The sequence below is a fragment of the Hyphomicrobium sp. genome (assembly GCF_036262015.1).
In the GTDB taxonomy this organism is placed as follows: domain Bacteria; phylum Pseudomonadota; class Alphaproteobacteria; order Rhizobiales; family Hyphomicrobiaceae; genus Hyphomicrobium_C.
In genome coordinates, this window is record NZ_DATAJR010000008.1 from 486,343 (window position 1) to 500,368 (window position 14,026).

Genomic DNA, 14,026 nt, shown 5'->3' on the forward strand with positions numbered 1-14,026 from the left:
GACTTGCGTACAAAGAGTGCCCGCTGACGGACATTTCCGTAGCGGAGCACAAGGTAGGCGTGATTTTCGGAGTGCGCGGCTGCATCCGCCCGACTGTCGGACGCTGCCTAAATGCCGCTTAACGTCAGCGCGTCTGCGAGCCGGAGATCAGATCGGCGACCAGTTCTTTCTGCTTGTCGATGGGCTGTTCGACAACCAGTGCAAATTGGCTTTTCGACTGGGCAAGGCGGCACCAGAAGATGCGCTCGTCCTGGCATTCGAGGGCGATCAGGCTCTTCGTGTCGGCATTCAGGCGCAGGATCTGACCCGGCTCCAGGGCCGTAATCTGATCGAGAGTCAACTCCGGCCCTTCCAAAACACCTTTCAGCAGCATGCTGGACGAAGCCAAGCCGTCCTGCATCTTCTTCTGCCATTCTGGATCGACACTGGTTCCGTCGAGGGCGCGTTGGCGTTCGAGCTGTTTTCGTATCGGATACAACGCGGACTGCGGGATGATCATGAACATGCGACCGCCATTGTCCAGGATCTGGAAGAGGATCTGAACGGCGATGACGGGAATTTCCGTCTGCCCGAGGATCTGGAAGTCCAGCTTGGTCTCGAGCTTTTCGAGGTCGAGGTTTACGGGCGTAAGGGGGTTGAGGAGATCCTCGAGCTCCGGAACGACAATGCTGAAAACGCTGCGCGCCAAGCGTGCTTCTAGAGAGGTGAACGGGCGATCGGATTCAAAAGGTGGCATGCTGCCGTCGCCGCCGAACGCCGCATCAATCAACGAGAAGATGAAGCGGCGGTCGAGGCCGATGACAATTTTGCTGTCCCACTGGCGGCAATAGTAGATGCCGGCGATACTGTCCTCGTAGGACTCGAGCACGTCCCAGGAGTTGCCGCTTTCCATCTGATTGACGAAGAACGACGACGGCACGTTGCAATAGTCGCGGAACCGTTCCGACAGCGTCGTCACCAGGCGCTCGAGCACGCCTTTCAAAACATGCAGACGCTCGACTTCCAGCTTCGGCGGCTCGAGCAGTTTGTCGGTTCCCGGTTGACCGCCTTCGCGGATCTCGGCGTACTCTTCCCGCATCACTCCTCCTCCTCAGCGCCGCCGATTTCAATGATGCCCTTCTCGATCATTTCCATTGCGGCGTCGGCAATGGCGCGCCGTGCCTTCTGAACTTCCTTTGCGCTCGCCTTCTTACCGGTCGTGAGTTCTTGTTCGATCATGCGACGTGCGCGGGCGGGCGTCGCTTCAAGGATCAGTTCGATCATCCTGGGCTCAGCACCAAATAGCGCTGTGATGGTACGGTCGGCGGGTACGCCGTCGAACAGTGTGACGAGGGCCGGTTGCGAGAGGCGCAGAAGGTCGTCGAAGGTGAACAGGAGGCCGCGCACGACCTCGGCTTCCTTGGGTCTGTGTTCTTCGAGATCATTCAGGATCTCGTCCATCTGCTTGCGATCCATCTTGTTGATGATGTCGGCAAGGCGAGCGTGGATGGTGGGGCCGGTGTTCTTGGCGCTCTTGTAGAGAAGCTCTTCTTTGACAGCGCCTTCAAGCAGCTGAATCGGACGTTCGAGCACGATCTTTAGCGCGAGCATGCGGCGCATGATCTCGTTGCGAAGCGGCGTCGGCATCATCTTGAGCGCGGAGGCCGCATAGGCCGGCGGGGTGCGTGACAGGACGAGCGCGGAAACTTGCGGGTGTTCTTTCGAGAGGTACTGAGCCGTGCTCAGCTCGGGTACTTCACCGAGCTTGATCCAAATGGATTGCAGCGACTTTGAGCGGACCTGAGACATGATCTCGGCGATCTGCTCGGGCGGGACGACGCCCGAGAGAAGGGCCTCGACCTCCATGGCGGTCGCCACGAGATCGCCGCCCGTGCGGAGATGCTGCGCGAATTCCTCGATCAGGGCGTCGAGCGTCGACTTTGAGACAGCACCAAGGTCCGTTGCTGTCTGTGCGATCAGTTTGATGTCGTCTTCATCGAAATGCTTCAGGAGGCGCGAGGCCACCTTCTTGTCCATGGCCAGCAGCAGCGCGGCCACCTTCTTAGGGCCGGTCAGCTCCATCTGCTCAGGAGCAGCTTCATCACCTTTCGATCGTCTCTCGGCCTGTGTCATCGCTCGTTCAAGGGCCACCGTTGGAGACGCCGTACGACCCCATCGGCATCATGACCGCAGGGCCGTAGTTTCGAGCCGGCAAGAGACGGAAGGAAGGCCTCCGCGCGCGCTGGAAATCCAAGGTTTAGGCTTCCCCGATTTGCCTTGAGCGAAGCTTGTGGAAGGGGGTGTCCTACAACTCAATACGCGCGATCTTTGGGCCTCTGTGGCCCGCTCGCGCCTCTTGGCTCCCTCAGCCGAAGCGCTGCCAAGTGACGGTCACCTTGGTACCGAGGGGCACGCGCGGATAGAGGTCCAAGACGTCCTCGTTGTACATGCGAATGCAGCCTTTGGAGGCAGCGGTGCCGATGGTCCAGGGTGCGTCGGTTCCATGGATGCGGTAGGCGGACGAGCCCAGGTAGAGCGCGCGGACTCCGAGAGGGTTCATGGGGTGCCCGCCGGGGACCCAGCTCGGAAGGCGCGGATTTTCGCGCAACATGGTGGGCGTGGGCGTCCAAGCGGGATTTACTCGCTTATCGGACACGCTCGTGACGCCAGACCAGCGGCTCTGCTCACGCGGAACGGCGATCGGATAGCTGATGGCTTCGCCGCGTTTGTGGATCCAGTAGAGTCTGCGGTCGCCGAAGGAGACGATGATCTGACGCGGCTCGTATTTCGAGCCGAAACCCACAACCGAGCGCGATCCGCCATCCCAGAGGAAGGAAAAGAAATCCTGGGCCGAAGCGCGGGACGGGATCAGAAGAAGCAACAGGGCAGCCGCAAACAGCATCAGGCCATGAATGCGAGCGGCGTTCTTGCACCCTCTCGAGCACTCGGTCGTCATGCGAGAGTTCCTCCGTTGTGCATATCGGCGCCCGTCGAGATAAGACCGCGCCACAAGATTTTTCCCTCGACGCAATGAGCTTTAGCGTGCCCTTGACCAAGTTCACTTTCAAGCTGGTGAAAGTCCGCAGTCGGCGCCAATAGGCCCGTGTTTGTTGTATTTTTGCACCAAATTGGGCGAAATGGAGGCAGCGTGCTGCACTCGTAGTGCTTTCACAGAAGACGCGGTTCGCGCGGCGCCGAGCCATCGGCCTGGCGCGTCAGCCATCGCTCGATAACGGCGAGTACATATCTTTGCTCAGTATCGTCGAGCGCGCGTTCGCCCGGAATGTCATGCCATTTGGCGAGGCATCCTCGACAGCACGTGGCCGTAGCGTGTTGGGCGACGAAAACGGGATGCCCCCGGAAAGGCGTCTGTTTTCCGTCATTTGAAGGCCTGATTGCGAGGCGCTTGGCAATGAAGCTCTGCCCGTGCTCCAGCACAGCAGGGAGCCCTTTTGACTCGAGATAGTCGCGCTCACGCTTTTGCAGCGCAAATCGTTGCCGGAATGCGGATTTCGAAAGGTGCGCCAGAACCTCGTCGATGTCCTTCATGGCCGTACTCTCGCACGGACGGAACTGCCGGCGTTAGAGTCTAAGCTGTGGTGAGGGCAAACTGCCGTGCGCACCACGTCTGCCATGACCGCCGGTACAGTTGTTCCAAAGAGCGCGTGAGATCTTCCATATCACCGAGGGCAGAAGTCTCGCATCGTATGCGCAGGCCCGCGCGCAGCGCGCTCAATCCTTCCAGATCGTTTGCGGCGCTTTCTGCTTTCGCGATGTAGCTTTGTTCGTCTTCGGCAATCCAGCCGCGAAGATTCAAAGCGCCCAGGAGGCTTGCTCCGATGCGCCCGACCGGAGGACGGTCCGCAAGGGTCAACACCGGAACGCCCATCCAGAGCGCTTCCAGCGTTGTCGTTCCCGCGTTGTGAGGAAACGGATCGAGCGCGATGTCGATCTCATTGTAGGCGGCGAGTACGGACGCGTGCGCGGGCGTATCGCGGAGGTCGAGCCTGTCCGGCGATATTCCATGAGCTTGAAAGCGCCGCCGGACCTCGTCTTGCGTCTTCGGAACCCCGAAGGGCTTGTTGTCGAGCCGTAGACGGCTGCCGGGGCAAGCAAGGAGAATTTCCGACCAGACTTTCACGACGCGGTCGTTCAACCGGATCGGCCGACCAAAGTAGCCGAAGGTAATGTATCCGTTTCTGAGTGCCGGCTGCGGGCCGACTTCGGGCATTGTCGGAGGTGGAGCGTAGGCGATGAAGGGGCGGTCAAGCCGCATCGGACCTTCACTGATGTGCGATTCAGCACCGACAGGAAGAAGCTCTGCATCGACGATCAGGCCATCAATCGCCGTCTGTCCTGTCGTGTTGCCGGTTCCAATCACGTAAGAGAGCTGAACCGGAGCCGGTTTGCGTGCAAACAGCAGCTGCCGATTTTCCGGGGAATGTCCGGCGAGATCGATCAGAATGTCGATTTCGTCTTCGGCGATGCGGCGCGCAAGCTGATCGTCCGACATGCCGGTTGTTTGCAGCCAGTGCGCGATTCCCTGAAATTTTCGGCTCGTCTCGTCGGCGTGGCGCACGTCAGCGTAACAGTAGATGTCGAAGGCGCTGCGGTCGTGTCGCGCGATGACAGGGAGCATGAAAACGGCAACCACGTGGTTGCACAGATCGGGTGAGACATAGCCAATTCGCAACCGCCGATCCGGGGTCGGCGTGTTGGTGTGGGGCTTGCGGAGGCCTTCGAGCGGCCTGCAATAGGCCGTTTCGTATCGGGCGTAGGCGGCGCGCAATTCCTCGGCAGACGTATCGGGATCGTAGTTCAGGCAAATCAGAGAGCTTGAATGAAGCTCGGGATCCGGATTCGCCGAAAGCGCGGCATTGTAGACCTGCTTGGCCTCGCGCAAGCGGCCGAGGTTTGCGAGTGTGCTCGCCAGATTGCGGGCTGCGCTGATGTTGAATCCGAACTCGAGTGCTTTCTTATACGAGAGGGCGGCTTCCAACAGGTCGCCTTGGCGGAACTGGGCATTGCCGAGCGTCACATAGACCTGGTGTGAATGGGCGCCGACGGAAATCGCCCGACGCGACATGGTCTCGGCAGAAGCGTAGTTACCGAGATCCATCAGCACGTTGGCGTAGTTGGCAGCCGCATCGGCAAAGGCAGGATTGATTGCCAGGGCGCATTTGTAGGATGTGGAGGCTTCCAGCAACTTGCCTGTCGCACGATAGGCGGCGCCCAGATTGTTCCAAGCTGCGGCCGAAGGCTTGATGGCGATGGAGTCCCGCAAGGCTGCAACGGCCGCGTCATAGTCCTGGCGCTGATATCGAATGATGCCGAGCGCGAAGTGCGCCGTATCCAGATTGCGGTTCTCCGAGAGACATTTCTCGGCCAAGGCCTGAGCTTCTTCCAGGCGCGCATTGCCGAGAAGCGTGAACAACAGGGCCGCATCGTTGTCTGTCGTGTGCAAGCAGATCGGCCCTTTGCCTCTGGGTGACGAGGGCAGAATCAGTTCTGCCCTCGCCCGCCATATTACTCGGCCGGCTTTTCTTCGCCAGACGCTGCCGGCTCCGCTGGGATTGCCTCGCCCGAGGGGGCCGATGCGTCTGTCGCCGTCGCGCCTTGGTCAGCAGGCGGGTCATCGTTGGCGATCGACGGCGTGTTTCCAAGGGTCAGGGCAAGTAGCGCGGCCATCGCAACCGAGAGGGCTGTCCGTTTTTTCATATGCGTCTCCTGTTTGTGCTGTCTGGCGTTCATTGCGTGTACCTAGCCAGCCCATGCCCTCGAAGTGCACTCGCCCGAGGTGAGCAGACGGCGGTTGGATTGTTTTTTGGGGTGAGCTCGCTAGACAAACGCATCGTCAAACTATGAACGCGCTGCATTACCGCCGCTTCGCAGAGCCATTACAAATCCCGTAATACTCCGCACGCGGGATCAGGACTTGTGCGGGAATGCGACCGAGACCTTCAGTCCCGGATTGTTGTCCAGCAGTTTTATCGCTGCGCCATGAAGGTCAGCGATGGCGCTCACAAGGCTCAGGCCCAGCCCGTGGCCGGCACTCGAACGTTCCAGTTCGAGCCGGTAGAATCTGCGGAAGACGTTCTCGTGCTCGGACGCTGGGATGCCGGGACCGTTGTCGGCCACCGTGGCGACAGCGCCGCGTCCCGTATTGGCAAGCGTGAGCTCGATGGTTGTTCCAGCCGGGCAATGCTGGAGAACGTTCTCGATGAGATTGGCCACAAGCTGAAGAAGGAGCTCGTGGTCGCCTCGAACGATCGGTGAAGGGGCTTGCGCCGATACCCAAACAAGCTTGAAGCCGCAGTCTTCAATAACAGGGGCATAGGCTTCGACCGCATCGTCGAGCACTTTCTTCAGATCGATGTCGACGAAACGCGCGCGGCGATCTCCGGCTTCAAGCTGGCCAATATTGAGAAGCGCCTCGAACGTGGCGACGATGCTGTCGACTTCCGATATCGCGTCTTCCAGAACAGTCTGGATGGCAGGCGTGACGCTCTCGGTTTCCGTTGCGCTTTCGAGCTGCTGTCGTAGACGCGTCATCGGGCGCTTCAGATCGTGCGCGATGTCGGTCGACGATTGGTTGGCGCTTTGGATGAGGCGTTCAAGCTGGGTTAGCATCGCATTGATGCGTTGCCCGACTTCGTCAAGATCGTGTTGGCGTGCATCGACGGGGACACGGCGGTCGAGCTGGCCGGACGACACGGCGGAGAGAGTCTTGGCAATGTCGTCGATCCTCTTCTGCGCTCCGCGCGCGAGGTAAATTCCGGAGCCCACGCCAAGAATTGCCGTCGCGAGAATGCCCCAGCCGAGGCTGCTCATGAGAATGGCCCGGGCTTGCTGCACCTCACGGTCGGATCGACCGGTCAGGAGCATGCCCTTGGATACTGGGGTCCAGGTGGCGAAATAGCGTTCGCGCCCGGTGCCGTCGCTGGCGATGTCTGGGAGCTGGGACCTCTCGAGCACGCGCCAGCCTTCGAAGGGGCGCTCGGTGCGGATGTTGCCGGCTACTGTTGCTCCATTCGCATCAACGACCGCGAAAATGCTGTCCTCGTCGCGGATCGATTCCGCTTCGTCGGTTACGACGCTGACCAATTCGTCGAACCCGTAGCGGCGGTCTATGGCAAGAAGCGCGTCGCGGGTGTTGATGACGCGAGCGCGCACGCCTTCTTCGAGCCCGTCGGCAAGCCGCACGATGAGCACCGCGAACAACGCCGTGACGCTCATTGTTATGATGAGGGTGAAGGCGAACGCGGATCGGACCTGCGTGCGCCGGAACAGGTCACGGATTGTCATTGATGCAGTAGCCGCTGCCGCGGATGGTTTGGATCAGCGGTTTTGAGAATGGCCGGTCGATCTTCGCGCGGAGGCGCGAGATGTGTGTCTCCACGACGCTGGTGCGGGGGTCGAAGTGAAAGCCCCAAACGCGTTCGAGCAGCATGGTGCGTGTCACGACACGCCCTTTGTTGCGCATCAGTGTTTCAAGAAGAATGAATTCCTTTGGCTGGAGCTCGATGCGCTCCTGTCCGCGACGAACCTTGCGGCTTCCGACATCGAGTTCGAGGTCGCCTGCTCGCAAGACGTCGCCCTCGGATCGCATCGGCGCGCGCCGTCCCAAGGCATTGACGCGGGCTAGCAGCTCGGCAAATGCAAATGGCTTTACGAGGTAATCGTCGCCGCCGACATCAAGGCCCTGGACACGGTCGTTGACGCCGCCGAGAGAGGTCAGGAACAGGATCGAAACGCGACTACCGGCCGAGCGGAGCGTGCGGGCGAGCGACAATCCATCGAGGCCGGGCAGCATCCGGTCGACGATTACGATGTCGTAGTTCTCACGGATCGCGAGGGACAAGCCATCCTTGCCATCCGAGACCACGTCGATCGTATGGCCCGCTTGGAGCAGACCCTTGGAGACGTAGCGCGCGGTCTCTTTGTCATCCTCGACGAGAAGCAGCCGCATCGAGCACTCCTTCACTGGTATTCGGCCGGCTTTTCGGGGTCTATAGCACCAATCCTGCGGTGACCACGAGGCGGCGTCCGGCCGCTCTCCAAAAAAGAGCCCGGACGCTTGGGGCATCCGGGCTCCGGGAACTCCGCAAGGGTGGAGTTCCGATCAGGGGCAGGGCTCGAGGGGGACCACTTTGTTCAGGAGCTGGTTGTGGACTTCGGGAGGAAGCCCACACTCAGAGACTGCCCAAAAATCAGCATAAGGAGGCAAGGTTACCCCCTCATGTCCCTCACCTTACAAATTCCGTAAGCTCTCGCTTCGGCGGTGAATTCTCCACATCCATCGATAGATTGCCTCCGGTTTTGTTCGGACGGATGGCCCATCTACCCTCAATCACGCACCGGCCGTCAGAGCTTGATCTCACGTATTTTTTTCAAATCTCATCAACATCATTGAACGGGGACAAGGTATGAACTCTCAACGGGTGACGCGGATGCTCTGCGCGGTCGGCCTCGCATTTCTGACGAGCCTGACTTTCGCGGGCGTCAGCATGGCAAGGGAATGCAAGAGCGATCCCATCGTTGCAGAAGGCGAGCCGGCGCTTTCGAGGGATCTGGGCGCTTATCAGAACTCGCTTTTCGCATGGCGGCGAGCTGTGGCGGACAAAGCCGGCTCTGAATTCAATTCGTGGCGCTACGCGGATGCCCGTGCGGTGGACTGCAAGCAGGTGAGCACGCCGAAGGGTGAGCGCTGGGTGTGCAAGCGCACGGCGATCCCTTGCAAAGACACGCTCTCGACCGTGCTCTCCGGCGATAAGCTTGCAAAGTACACGTGTAAGAACGATCCCGTGTCGTCGTACGGGCGCCGCGAGGCGACCGAAGCGAAGGCCATCGAGCAGGCCAAGTGGGCTTGGCGCATCGACGTGCGGAAGACGTACGATGCCACGTGGGCCAAATGGGACAGCGCGACAGGTACGGATCACGATTGCCGCAAGCTGGGCGCCAAGTATCAGTGCGTGAGTGTCGGTACGCCCTGCAAAGGTAAGTAAGCCACAGAAACCCACTTAAGAGGCGCCCGTGGTCCACACTTCGGGCGCCTTTTTCGTTTCAGTCGGTTGCTAGGCCGCCTCCGCCGGCGGAGAGGCTGCGTTCTGCTCCGGGGTGGCCTCGGCGGTTTCTTCACCTGCCGTATCTACGAAGCGAGAGACTACAAACGCGACGAGGGCGAGCATCAGGATCAATGGCAGGTTGCGTCCAACACCGCGGGCGATGCCGGGCAGTGCCATCGGAGCGGCCGAGGAGAGGAAGGCCCTGATCTCGGGTGTCAGCAAGCTTGCTGGATCTTCTGAGCCGACGTTCTGGGTGGTTGCAGTATCTGCTGCGTGCGCGTTTGGCTGCTCAGCTGCGGGTGCTGATTCAAATCCGACGACCGCCAACGTGACCAAGCCGATCATGGCGAATAGCGCGGCCATCAGGGCATGCCCCGTGACCGCACCATACTGCTCGACCAGCTTGATCGTGAGGGCGGCCGTGGCGAAACCGGCTGCCACGATCAGTGGAATGGCCACCAATGCTCGCATCACGAACTTCGAAACGACCGAGTCGATCGTGCTCTCGGCACGCTTGAAGAGACCTTGAAACATGTGGCGGTTCTCCCCTCATTGGAGCTCGTGAGGTCAGCCCCTGTCAGGACTTCCAGAGAGCGCCGATCACGAAACCGACACCGGCAGCGATCGCCAGCGTGGTGAGGGGCTGATCCTTTATGGATTTGTCCACGGCGGTTTTGAAGTTCTCGGCCACGACCTGGACCTGCTCCGTCGCTTGACGGCTCTGCTCGGCAATACGCTCGATCTGCTCGCCGGTCTTTTCAGCCAGATTTGCGGCCCGTTCCGTCAGGTCGTCGGCGGCGTTGCGTGCGAAATCACCGGACGAGCGCGTCGTGCTGCTCGATGTCGACTGTGCCATTGAATGAGCTCCTTTTTGGACGTGGGACGGCCGAACTGGCCCGAGCGCTAAACGCCGCTCACGTCCCGTTAGTTTCATTCCAAATGTTTCATCCGGGGAGCTCGGGGTCGTCGCGCGGGAAAAGGTGCCGGAACGTTACGATGGTCGACATGAGGATCGGGACGGCGACGAAGGCGCCAATGGGGCCCCACATCCAGGTCCAGAAACCGATGGCCAGGAAGACGGCGAAGGGGTTGAGGGTCATTCTCCGCCCCATCAGTGCGGGGGTGATGAAGTGGCCCTCGACCGTCGTCAGTCCGATGTAGACAAGCGGTGCGATCAAGGCTTCGCCGGTTGTGGGGAATGAGAAAAGGCCGATCAGGAAGAGCACGGCCACCATGATGACCACGCCGATATAGGGAATGTAGTTGAGCACCGCCGCCAGGACGCCCCACAGCATCGGGTTGGGAAGTCCCGCGGCATAGGCAAGCAGCGTCGTAACCAGCCCGAGGCAAATGTTGACCACGGTAAAAGTACCGAAATAGACGGTGGTGTTGCGCTCGATATCCGAGAAAATTTTCAGTGCGGTCAGACGGGCGTCCCGGTTCGGAAGAATGAGCACGGAGCGTTCTTTGATCTTCGCCTGGTAGATCATGTAGAAGATGAGCGCCCCAAGAAAGAGAATGCCTTGCGTTACCGCAGGCGTCAGCAGGGATATGATTCCGCCGACGATGTTTGTGCTTTCCTCGACGTGTAGGCCGCTACCTCCGGGTTCACCCGTGGCCTGTCCGATCGCACTCGTGATCTGTTTTAGGAAGTCGAGAGGCTCGGTTATCGATTGCAGCTTTCCCTTTATCAAGGCGCCTAGCTCTGTTGCTCGGCCCAGCCAGTAGGTGAGCGGAAGGGAAAGGAGGGCGACAACGGTGAGGAGCACCGCCATCATGGCAAGCGTAACGATTGCAACGGCCGGTATGCGCGGGATGCCATTCTTCTCCAAGCGTTTGATAACCGGGAGGAGAATGTTGGCAACGACCCAAGCCAGAATTACAGGGACGGCAACGTCCCTCATAAGGTAGAGCGCAGCGAGGATTGCGAGCGCGAAGAGCCCTGTGGTCGAGACATTCGCAATCAACTGCCAGGTTTCGGCGGGGGTTCTTTCGACCGGCGCCTCGTCGTCGGCCAATCGTTTCCTGCTCTCGGATTTGATGTCGGCGGTTATGGCCATTTGTTTCGCTCCGCATCCGCAGTGCATTCTTTCTGATCGAGCGTCGTCCCCTCTTTGCTTCTACGCCCAGCCTGGTTCCTGAGAGAGCCCGCGATGACACGACCCGCGCTGTTGGCTTGCGACCACACGCCTTTCCAGGTCCAGGTGTCTTTCAGCTCGTGGAGGCACCGCAGAAGCTGTGCGCGCGTAGCTTCGGGGAGAGCTTCGGCAATACGCTGCCAAAGGAGCTCTACGTTGTAGGGCTGCGTGCTTTCGCCGAGGCTGACAGGGACGGCCTCGTCGGCTGTGAAACCGAGATCGCTCGAAGCAGCGTCGAGGGCTGCGCGAATGTTACGGGATTTTTCGCGCGTGTCGGTCGCGAGATCATAGGGAGGAGCCCATTCACCGAAGGGGCGCAAGCGATCGATGTGCGTCGCGACGAGTATGAGCGGGGGTCGACGACGATTGAGGCGCGAAGCGAAATGGGCACGCAGCGCATCGAGCGCCGCTTTGTCGGTATTTCGATCTGCGCGGTGTGCTGCGACGACCCACAACATGAGATCGCAATCGGCGGCTCTGTCAATGAGCTCGCCGAGCATTTTCGGATCGTGACCAATGCCGGGGCTATCGATGATCAGCGCGGCCGGGAAGCCTTCCCGTTCGAGCACGTAGGGCGTGAAGTTGGACGTTGCCGGAAGGGCGTCGGTCGCGGCGCGCGCTTCCTTAGCGAGTGCGTTGACGAGACTCGATTTTCCAACGCCGGCTTGCCCAGCAACGAGGATGCGAAGCGGTTCGGCCCGTGCTTGGCTCAGTGCGGCTTGGTCGGCTGCGCTCTCGCCGGAAACATGACCCGCCAAGGCACGCGACGAAACGCGCAACCGGCCACCGTAGAGATCGATCGCGGCGCGGCCAATCTCCTGGACGTAGACTTCGGTCAGCCGTTGTGAGATCGCGGCTTGACCCCACTGCATCATAGCTTTTGAGAGCTGCTCGCGCGCTTCCTGAGCGGCTGCCGTCACGGGGTTGGCCATGCGAATGATGCGCCAGACGTCATAGGCGCGTTCCGCCATTCCCACTGCGCCGCGCCAGCGATAGAGCGCGAGCGCTTGCGCAATCGTGAGACGATCGCCGAAGGGGACGCTGTCGAGGACGAACATGCGAAGCCGCCGGCTGACACGTTCGATGATGGCCAAGGCTTCCGGTGTCGTAAATTGCCAGAGCGGGTCTTGCCGCCCCGGATGAAGGCGCTTTGCCACCACGCCGATCGTGTCCTGCCCAAGCTTCAAGAGGCCGTCGGGGCTCGAAATGCTGTCGGGGTCCGCCGTTCTCGAGAGCGCTTGCACGTCGTTCCAAGCGAGCTCCTCCGCGGGGGACCAGCCAAGAGCGCGCGCTGTATCATCATCCTCAGCGGGGATGTCCGTCTCTCTCTCCGGGTGTGTCGGGGCATCTGGGAGCAAGCGGCGCTGTGTGAGATAGACGGCCATCACAGCCAAAAAAGCGAATGCGGTCCAGTACAGCAGATAGCCGTGCTGCCAGAGCCAGATGCTGCCCAGCGGAATCAGTGAAAGGGCGGGTATGAGCAACCCGATCGCAATCAGGATGAACGAGGCCGTTCGGCGCGCGCGTGGAGGCTTTGCCGTCATGGGTGCTGCTCCCGATCTTGATCTGCACCCTTTCGCTCTTTGGCCATGCGAAATGCATCGCGAAGAGCGCTCTGGTAGGCCTGCGCGATGCCGCCGCGGTCCATCGTGCCGATGCGGCGCCCATGGAGATAGAAGACGGCGGCCTTGCCCAGAGCGTACGTCACCGCGAAACTGGCGGCGGCAGACGCGGCCGCGCCGGCGGTCTGTCCGTAGACCGGCAGCATTTTTGCGAGCTGACGAATTCCAACTCCGGCTGCAACGCGTGCGAGGGTTCCGGCCCCTATGGCTGCTGTGAGTTCAGCGTATGCGCGTCGATCCCATTCGACGCCGTAAAGGCGGCCGAGCTGAGCCAGCATTCGCGCCTGTATCGTCGTCGCCGCGACTGTTCCGGCGACCGGGATGGGTACGAGATCGCTGCCGCCCGCTGCCATCGCATGTCCCATTACGATCGGATCGGCGGATCGCGCGCGGGGATCTGCCTTGAACCCCGGCATCGCGGACAGCGCGGCCAACATTCCAGCCGGTGCGACGATGGCCAGGGCTTCCGTCAAGGCATCGAGGCCGTAGTCGTGAGGGGCAAGGCCGTCTTCGGGTTTCGTCAGATCAATGGGGACGAACAGGAGCGGGCCGCGTCCGGGGAGTTTGTCGAAGAGCGCGCGTTGATAGGCGAGGCTGCGCATGAGATCGATCGGTATGCGGGCGACTACGTCGGCGGCAGTGTGCGGTTCGAACGGATAGGGAAGAATGTGGCCTTCTCCCGGCCGGTAGGCGTCATGCAGGCTCGTTTGAGCGATCACAATCGGCCAATCCGGATGCCGGCCGCGCACCTGCCGCAAGGCTTCGAACACCGCTGCCTGGTCCACATCCATGGCCCGCATGGTCGCGAGAATGAGATGAGCCGAGCCCTCGGCGAACGTCAGGTCATCCGCCGGATTGTAGTTCGTCTCGCCCAGTCCGCGCGTGTCGAGAAAACGAATGACTGGGGCCTCGGCTGGGAATTCGTAGAGGCGCGAGGTTCGCGTGCAGGGGCGAAAGCCGTCTCCAATCGCGGCGTCACTGGTTTCCGTGATTGCTCGAATGACGGATGTTTTGCCGCTTTGCACCTTCCCTAGCAGCCAGACGACCGGTGCATAGGTGCGCGGAATGTCTTCTTCCGAGAATTCAGGAGGCCTGCCCTCGCTGCGCGCGGATTGGCCTGCTTTCGCCCCAGTATTGGACGAGCCACCGCCGCCCGAAAAGCTGGGCAGCACGCCCCTCAGCGCTGCAGCCCATTTCGCCATGGAAGCCTCACGTCCTGCAG

Annotated in this window: 14 protein-coding genes; 1 reads left to right on the forward strand and 13 read right to left on the reverse strand. The window is 60.8% G+C overall.

From position 1 onward, the window contains the following. Nucleotides 1-124: 124 nt before the first annotated feature. From VHO05_RS11050 to VHO05_RS11085, 8 genes are all read right to left on the reverse strand, one after another. On the reverse strand, nucleotides 125-1,078 hold the full coding sequence (locus tag VHO05_RS11050) for a flagellar motor switch protein FliM (RefSeq protein WP_329646636.1): 954 nt from the start codon (nucleotides 1,076-1,078) through the stop codon (nucleotides 125-127). After that, nucleotides 1,078-2,112, reverse strand: coding sequence for a flagellar motor switch protein FliG (locus tag VHO05_RS11055; RefSeq protein ID WP_329646637.1), 1,035 nt, complete (start codon nucleotides 2,110-2,112; stop codon nucleotides 1,078-1,080). Before VHO05_RS11055 ends, VHO05_RS11050 begins: the two co-directional genes overlap by 1 nt. Before the next feature lie 232 nt (nucleotides 2,113-2,344). After that, entirely contained in the window at nucleotides 2,345-2,935 is a 591-nt protein-coding gene (locus tag VHO05_RS11060) for a L,D-transpeptidase (protein WP_329646638.1), read from the reverse strand. A gap of 212 nt (nucleotides 2,936-3,147) precedes the next feature. Further along, complete coding sequence (locus tag VHO05_RS11065) at nucleotides 3,148-3,528, reverse strand: DUF4186 domain-containing protein (RefSeq protein ID WP_329646639.1); 381 nt, start codon at nucleotides 3,526-3,528, stop codon at nucleotides 3,148-3,150. Between the two features lie 40 nt (nucleotides 3,529-3,568). Further along, nucleotides 3,569-5,443 (reverse strand): tetratricopeptide repeat protein, encoded by a 1,875-nt coding sequence (locus tag VHO05_RS11070; RefSeq protein ID WP_329646640.1) that lies wholly within the window; start codon nucleotides 5,441-5,443, stop codon nucleotides 3,569-3,571. Nucleotides 5,444-5,505: 62 nt separating this feature from the next. Continuing rightward, a complete protein-coding gene (locus VHO05_RS11075) occupies nucleotides 5,506-5,697 on the reverse strand; it encodes a hypothetical protein (RefSeq protein WP_329646641.1) in 192 nt (63 codons plus the stop codon). Between the two features lie 210 nt (nucleotides 5,698-5,907). Beyond that, nucleotides 5,908-7,284: a HAMP domain-containing sensor histidine kinase gene (locus VHO05_RS11080; RefSeq protein WP_329646642.1), complete on the reverse strand. Its 1,377-nt coding sequence runs from the start codon at nucleotides 7,282-7,284 to the stop codon at nucleotides 5,908-5,910. Further along, entirely contained in the window at nucleotides 7,271-7,948 is a 678-nt protein-coding gene (locus VHO05_RS11085) for a response regulator transcription factor (RefSeq protein ID WP_329646643.1), read from the reverse strand. The genes VHO05_RS11080 and VHO05_RS11085 overlap by 14 nt, the downstream gene beginning before the upstream one ends. Before the next feature lie 457 nt (nucleotides 7,949-8,405). Between VHO05_RS11085 and VHO05_RS11090 the strand changes: the two genes are divergently transcribed. Further along, nucleotides 8,406-8,984, forward strand: coding sequence for a hypothetical protein (locus tag VHO05_RS11090; RefSeq protein ID WP_329646644.1), 579 nt, complete (start codon nucleotides 8,406-8,408; stop codon nucleotides 8,982-8,984). Nucleotides 8,985-9,053: 69 nt separating this feature from the next. Here the strand turns inward: VHO05_RS11090 and VHO05_RS11095 are convergent, their stop codons facing one another. From VHO05_RS11095 to VHO05_RS11115, 5 genes are all read right to left on the reverse strand, one after another. Continuing rightward, nucleotides 9,054-9,578: a hypothetical protein gene (locus tag VHO05_RS11095; RefSeq protein ID WP_329646645.1), complete on the reverse strand. Its 525-nt coding sequence runs from the start codon at nucleotides 9,576-9,578 to the stop codon at nucleotides 9,054-9,056. A 43-nt stretch (nucleotides 9,579-9,621) separates the two neighbouring features. After that, on the reverse strand, nucleotides 9,622-9,900 hold the full coding sequence (locus tag VHO05_RS11100) for a glycine zipper domain-containing protein (protein WP_329646646.1): 279 nt from the start codon (nucleotides 9,898-9,900) through the stop codon (nucleotides 9,622-9,624). Between the two features lie 88 nt (nucleotides 9,901-9,988). Next, nucleotides 9,989-11,104 carry an AI-2E family transporter gene (locus tag VHO05_RS11105; protein WP_329646647.1) on the reverse strand — a complete coding sequence of 372 codons (1,116 nt, stop codon included), beginning with the start codon at nucleotides 11,102-11,104 and terminating at the stop codon, nucleotides 9,989-9,991. After that, nucleotides 11,095-12,726, reverse strand: a complete 1,632-nt coding sequence (locus VHO05_RS11110; RefSeq protein ID WP_329646648.1) for a GTPase — start codon at nucleotides 12,724-12,726, stop codon at nucleotides 11,095-11,097. The genes VHO05_RS11105 and VHO05_RS11110 overlap by 10 nt, the downstream gene beginning before the upstream one ends. Next, nucleotides 12,723-14,006 (reverse strand): YcjF family protein, encoded by a 1,284-nt coding sequence (locus tag VHO05_RS11115; protein ID WP_329646649.1) that lies wholly within the window; start codon nucleotides 14,004-14,006, stop codon nucleotides 12,723-12,725. The genes VHO05_RS11110 and VHO05_RS11115 overlap by 4 nt, the downstream gene beginning before the upstream one ends. Between the last annotated feature and the right edge of the window lie 20 nt (nucleotides 14,007-14,026).

What these genes read in the sequence shown, in the direction of transcription:
- VHO05_RS11055 (WP_329646637.1), bottom strand. Translation starts at nt 2,112, where the DNA reads ATGACACAGGCCGAGAGACGATCGAAAGGTGATGAAGCTGCTCCTGAG.
- VHO05_RS11095 (WP_329646645.1), bottom strand. Translation starts at nt 9,578, where the DNA reads ATGTTTCAAGGTCTCTTCAAGCGTGCCGAGAGCACGATCGACTCGGTC.
- VHO05_RS11105 (WP_329646647.1), bottom strand. Translation starts at nt 11,104, where the DNA reads ATGGCCATAACCGCCGACATCAAATCCGAGAGCAGGAAACGATTGGCC.
- VHO05_RS11080 (WP_329646642.1), bottom strand. Translation starts at nt 7,284, where the DNA reads ATGACAATCCGTGACCTGTTCCGGCGCACGCAGGTCCGATCCGCGTTC.
- VHO05_RS11100 (WP_329646646.1), bottom strand. Translation starts at nt 9,900, where the DNA reads ATGGCACAGTCGACATCGAGCAGCACGACGCGCTCGTCCGGTGATTTC.
- VHO05_RS11110 (WP_329646648.1), bottom strand. Translation starts at nt 12,726, where the DNA reads ATGACGGCAAAGCCTCCACGCGCGCGCCGAACGGCCTCGTTCATCCTG.
- VHO05_RS11090 (WP_329646644.1), top strand. Translation starts at nt 8,406, where the DNA reads ATGAACTCTCAACGGGTGACGCGGATGCTCTGCGCGGTCGGCCTCGCA.
- VHO05_RS11075 (WP_329646641.1), bottom strand. Translation starts at nt 5,697, where the DNA reads ATGAAAAAACGGACAGCCCTCTCGGTTGCGATGGCCGCGCTACTTGCC.
- VHO05_RS11060 (WP_329646638.1), bottom strand. Translation starts at nt 2,935, where the DNA reads ATGACGACCGAGTGCTCGAGAGGGTGCAAGAACGCCGCTCGCATTCAT.
- VHO05_RS11065 (WP_329646639.1), bottom strand. Translation starts at nt 3,528, where the DNA reads ATGAAGGACATCGACGAGGTTCTGGCGCACCTTTCGAAATCCGCATTC.
- VHO05_RS11085 (WP_329646643.1), bottom strand. Translation starts at nt 7,948, where the DNA reads ATGCGGCTGCTTCTCGTCGAGGATGACAAAGAGACCGCGCGCTACGTC.
- VHO05_RS11050 (WP_329646636.1), bottom strand. Translation starts at nt 1,078, where the DNA reads ATGCGGGAAGAGTACGCCGAGATCCGCGAAGGCGGTCAACCGGGAACC.
- VHO05_RS11115 (WP_329646649.1), bottom strand. Translation starts at nt 14,006, where the DNA reads ATGGCGAAATGGGCTGCAGCGCTGAGGGGCGTGCTGCCCAGCTTTTCG.